Genomic DNA, 5,188 nt, shown 5'->3' with positions numbered 1-5,188 from the left:
CCCGAACCTTTTGCTATGCCTCCTATCCTGATTTCTTTTCCTTTAATAGTAAAGTTTACTGCTATCTCCTTTTTGGCTTTATCTGTAGTGAGTATTGCCTTGGCAGCATCAGTGCCTCCAGATTCAGATAAATTAGCAATTGCTTTTTTTACTCCATTTTTTATCTTATCCAGAGGTAAAAATTCTCCAATCTTACCGGTAGAAGTTACAGCTACATATTCTTTTTTAATCTTTAAACCTTCAGATACATATTCAACTGTTTCCCAGGCATCCTGCATCCCCTTTTCTCCGGTACAGGCATTGGCAACCCCGCTGTTAATCAAAATTGCCTGCAGCTGACCTTTAGATTTATTTAAATTTTCTTCTGTTACAAATAATGGAGCAGCCTTAAACTTATTCTGTGTAAAAACACCACAAGCAGTGGCAATATTTTCTGAATAGATTAGTGCCAGATCTTCTCTTTTCAGTCGGATTCCGCAATTTAATCCTGCAGCCTTAAATCCTTTGGGATATGTTATTCCTTTATCCTTAATAATATTTATATCTTTTCCAGAAGATGCTTTTTCCATTTTTTGCACTCCTTTTATATTCATAAATTTTTTTATTTAATTAAAAATTTTTTATATACTATGTTGATATTACTGTATAAGTCCCGATTTTTCAGGGAAACCAAACATTATATTCATATTTTGAATCGCCTGCCCCGATGCCCCTTTGGTTAAATTATCAATAACAGATATAACTTTAATAATTCCTGTTCTATCATCAATAGCAAATCCGATGTCACAATAATTTGTTTTTTCTACAAACCGTATTTCCGGTAATGTAGGGGGTTTAAAAATTCTTATAAAAGGTGCATCTTTATAAAAGTCTTCATATACTTTCAAAACTTCTGTAGTACTACAGCTGTTGACCAGATTAAGATAGCAGGTAGATAGAATACCCCGATTTATTGGCAATAGATGAGGGGTAAAAGAAATCTTAATCTCTTCTTTTCTGTCTTGCTGTTTTTTGCTGTTATAGGCAAAAGAGAGCTCTTGCTCAATTTCCGGGATATGATTGTGCTTAAGACATTTGTAGGCTTTAAAGCTTTCATTGCATTCAGTAAAATGTAACCCTAATGATAATTTCCGTCCAGCACCGCTGGTACCGGATTTGGCATCAACAATAATCCCTTCAGGACTTACCAGCTGATTAAACAGCAGAGGTACTACTCCCAATATGGCGCTGGTAGGATAACATCCCGGATTGGCAATCAATGAAGCTTTTTTTATTTTTTCAGCATATATCTCGGGTAAACCATAAACTGCATCTTTTAGCAAAAACTGGCTCTCTTTGTTAAGGTCAGTCTGATACCATTCTGCATAATTATCCGGATTTTTAAGACGGAAATCAGCACTGATATCAATGACTTTCAATCCCTTCTTCTTTAGTAAATCAGGTACAATTTTCATCGAAACAGTATGGGGTAAAGCAGTAAAAACCAAATCAGAATCCCTGGAAATCTTGTCGGTATCAAGCTCAATAAGCTCTCTGTCCAGTTGATTTAAAAAATCAGGAAAGATTTCAGCAATCTTTTTACCTACATAACTTGCAGATACCAAATGCATTATTTCCACATAGGGATGCTTTAATAAAATTCTAATTAACTCTTTTCCCGAATAGCCGGTTGCCCCCACAATACTGACTTTTATCTTTTTCTCATCATTTTTCATTTTATCACTTCCTCCAAATGGAAAATAAAAAAATCTCGTCCCAAATAATTAATTATAATTATTCAAAGGGACGAGACAGATTATAAATATTCTCGCGGTGCCACCCACCTTGGATGAGTTATTTATCTTTCTATCCTTTTCCAGGTTAATATTAAAAAATCTCGTCCTTCCGACTGTATTTAGCCATTAAAGGACGAGATTAAATCTCGCGGTGCCACCTGGAATTGGATAAATAACTTATCCCACTCATGTTGGTTATTAAAGTTAACCATCCTATAATTAGTTCTGGGTTTCTTTTCGGTTTTTCTTATTTAAGATATTTCCACCAAAACATATCTCTCTCTGGATTTATAAGATAAGACCTATTTTTACCAATAGTAAATATTAATTTTGAAATTAATAATACTCAAATATTCAGTTAATGTCAAATATTTTTCAAAAAAATTTTAATAGACTTTTCTCATATATGGTTACACCCTGCTTTAATTTCCTGTTATTAGGAAAGTTTCAAGTTTTCCCCTTATTTCGCCAAAATCAATACCATTAGAAACTGCATAATCTCTTACAGAGATGTTTTTCTGCTCTGGTATTTCCAACCCGGTTAACTTTTTAAAAGACTCTTCATCTATTCCCATAGCTAATAATTCGGCAATGGTCGTCCTGCCTGCAATAGATGTATTTTTAGTAAATTCTTCTATCTTTATTGTTTCTTCCTCCGGATAATCTGTTATATTTTTTTCTTCGTTAAATTTATCAGAGCTATCACTCTTAATGAGGATCAAATCAAAAGTATGGTTTTCCCAGTAATCTTTCTCTTCACCACTTAGTTTATTCCTATTAATCAGATAGTCTACAGCATGTTTTGGCAAATAAAATGTTTCCTCTGATATATAAGGCATTCCAGTATACAGGGAAACAAACGTTTTGACTGTATCTGTTTCTACTTCATAAATTTCACCCTCAAGCTCTACTGGATGATAAATCTCTTTTAAATTGTTTAACCGAAATATTGCTGGATTAGTATCTTTACTAAGATTGAATCCCTCAATAATTGCCCCAGGGGGTACACCATATAGCTGTTCTACTTCCTCCAAGGTAAATGAGCCTCTAATTTCTGCAATATCATGTACCTGCCCGCTTAATTTATCAAGTGACTGTATTTCAGAATTCATATTTATGCTGCTGGTTTCAATGGACGCATCTGAGGATAATGAATAAACTTGTCTTCCTCTGCCAGATCCTGTTACAGAAGTGCTTCCTCTGCCAGCAGTCGCAAATAAGCCAAGTTCATTTGATACATATATTCCACCACCTAAAATTATTATAATTGCAAAAAATACATGAATATGTCTAATTTTCATTTTTTCCTCCCCGGTTTATATCCTTATTAACATCTTTATTGTTTCTCAAAAAAGCAAATTCCATTCCACCTTCAACCGGGCAGCTGGCCTCATCTGTACACAGCAAACAGGAAATACATTGATGATCTCTTATCACTTTTTTGTCTGAAATCTTAATATTCATAGGACATACCCGATCACATTTTCTGCAATTTATACAGATCTCATCATTTCTTCTTAATGGTATTATACGGAAAAGATTGAATATCCCTAATAATGCTCCTAAAGGACAAAGATATTTACACCATGGACGTTCTACAAATAATGATCCTACAAAAATAATACCCAGTAATATTACTGCCGAAACAGTTACTTCACTTGACCAGAAACTAAATAAATTGAAATATGGGCAATAATCCTGAAATACAAGCCTGAGTTGTTGAGCAGTTAGTATAACTATCGAAATAAGCACTAAATACCTCAAGTAGCGTAACCAGTAATCGATTTTTTTAGGAATAAACTGATTATACTTTTTTGGAAATATTTTTCGGCCAATTTTACCAACAAATTCCTGTACAGTTCCTATAGGGCAAACCCATCCACAGAAGACCGGTCCGAAAAATAAGGTTAACAAAAGAACCAGCCACATTAAAGTAAAAGAAGATTGATGTGTCTGACGAATAAATATTCCTTCAGTAAAATAATGGTAGGCAGTTACTACCCCGCCGAAAGGGCAAATAGAATGAAACGAGGGTGAACCTACCAATAATGGGGCTAACCCTTGTGAGACACGATAATGATTAATACTTACCAGAATTACCACTGATAAAAAAGCAATCTGGATAATTGTCCGTAGCCAGTTCAGTTTCTTATTTTTAATAGGCATCTCATATAACTCTCCTTTTATTATTTAGATATTTGTAGCCTGATTCTTAAATTTCTATTTGAAAAATAATTAATTCCCTCTTGGTGTTTAAAAAATTGTAATGTAACTTTCACTAACTATTAATACGCTTAAAATTGTTTATTTCTTTCACAGTATGCATAAATAATTAATAAATACTCTTAAAAATATTTATATAATTCTGATTTAATATTCCTATAAGATTGTGAATTATTTAAATCAGTCTCTAAAGATTAAAATAGCAGGTTTTTGAAGTATTATATATGTGATATGTGGAATATGAGTTGGATAATGCTAAAAGAAAAGAGTTTTTAGCATTACTTTATTACAAAAAGATTGTCAAAAGAACCGTCCCCGTGACAACTACCAGTAGATACTGAAACCAAGACGGTTGGGGATTTGCCAGTCAATTGACAGCCTGTTGTTTACTTTATATATTAATTCTTTTTTGTTTTCTTCCCAATTCTTTAAATCAAAAAGATGGCTCTGTACACCGTAATTAAATCGTATTTTATCAAAATCCATTTGTATGCGGGTATGCAAAAAAGGCTCATACTCTTTTTCCTGGTATTCCAAACCGGCACCTATCCACAGCCTGATTACATAGGAGCTGTAAAAGTCGTATTCAAATCTGCCATTATAAAGATCATTTTCATATTGCAGCACAACATTCCAGCGATACGCCGGAGAAATAGATAATTCAAAGCCAGGGTATTGGCCGTCTTGTAGGTTACCCCAGAATGAGAAGGAATGTTTTTCACGGTCAGGTTTACTATTCAAATCAAGGGACGGAATCTGATTAAACAAATCATGAAGCCATATCTCTTCTGTATCATAAAGATGTTCCAGCTCTTTTCCTTTTAACAGAATTGGAACAAGTAAATCAGTCTTTGTTAATCCGGCATGATTCGCCGGATAGCGTAAATTAAAAATTGGTATCCTGGGGGGATTAATTACTATGACAATATCCCCCGCTTTCTCATTCATAAGTAGATTGTATACATTGGGGGGGACACCGGGATACTTACTTTCTCTGGTTAGAGATAACCATTCATCTGCATCCAGCCATTCTCCCCGGTAATCATCTTTATAATAATCAAAAGCATCTTCACCCTCATAAAGATACCTGATTTTATCATGGCTATCCCCCTGGAAGATTATTTTTCCATAATCTGTATAACCAACAACTTCTTCGGCATTTTCTCTAAAAAAAGCAAAATCAATTTCAC

The 5,188-nt window shown here is 34.0% G+C and carries 5 protein-coding genes; all 5 read right to left on the bottom strand.

From position 1 onward, the window contains the following. Positions 1-569: bifunctional ornithine acetyltransferase/N-acetylglutamate synthase (locus tag PHQ99_07680; protein ID MDD4289449.1), on the bottom strand; the 569-nt coding region annotated here is incomplete at its 3' end. Between the two features lie 69 nt (positions 570-638). Further along, a complete protein-coding gene (gene argC / locus PHQ99_07675) occupies positions 639-1,715 on the bottom strand; it encodes an N-acetyl-gamma-glutamyl-phosphate reductase (protein MDD4289448.1) in 1,077 nt (358 codons plus the stop codon). A 482-nt stretch (positions 1,716-2,197) separates the two neighbouring features. Next, positions 2,198-3,076: a hypothetical protein gene (locus PHQ99_07670; protein MDD4289447.1), complete on the bottom strand. Its 879-nt coding sequence runs from the start codon at positions 3,074-3,076 to the stop codon at positions 2,198-2,200. Further along, a complete protein-coding gene (locus PHQ99_07665) occupies positions 3,066-3,941 on the bottom strand; it encodes a 4Fe-4S binding protein (protein ID MDD4289446.1) in 876 nt (291 codons plus the stop codon). The genes PHQ99_07670 and PHQ99_07665 overlap by 11 nt, the downstream gene beginning before the upstream one ends. 381 nt (positions 3,942-4,322) lie before the next feature. Continuing rightward, a partial coding sequence (locus tag PHQ99_07660; GenBank protein MDD4289445.1) for a hypothetical protein occupies positions 4,323-5,188 on the bottom strand: 866 nt, incomplete at its 5' end.

Source organism: Atribacterota bacterium (genome assembly GCA_028703475.1).
Lineage (GTDB): Bacteria > Atribacterota > Phoenicimicrobiia > Phoenicimicrobiales > Stramentimicrobiaceae > JAQVMU01.
This window is presented reverse-complemented; position numbering and strand designations above follow the sequence as displayed.

Coding starts and splice junctions, on each gene's coding strand:
- argC (MDD4289448.1), bottom strand. CDS start 1,715: ATGAAAAATGATGAGAAAAAGATAAAAGTCAGTATTGTGGGGGCAACC.
- PHQ99_07670 (MDD4289447.1), bottom strand. CDS start 3,076: ATGAAAATTAGACATATTCATGTATTTTTTGCAATTATAATAATTTTA.
- PHQ99_07665 (MDD4289446.1), bottom strand. CDS start 3,941: ATGCCTATTAAAAATAAGAAACTGAACTGGCTACGGACAATTATCCAG.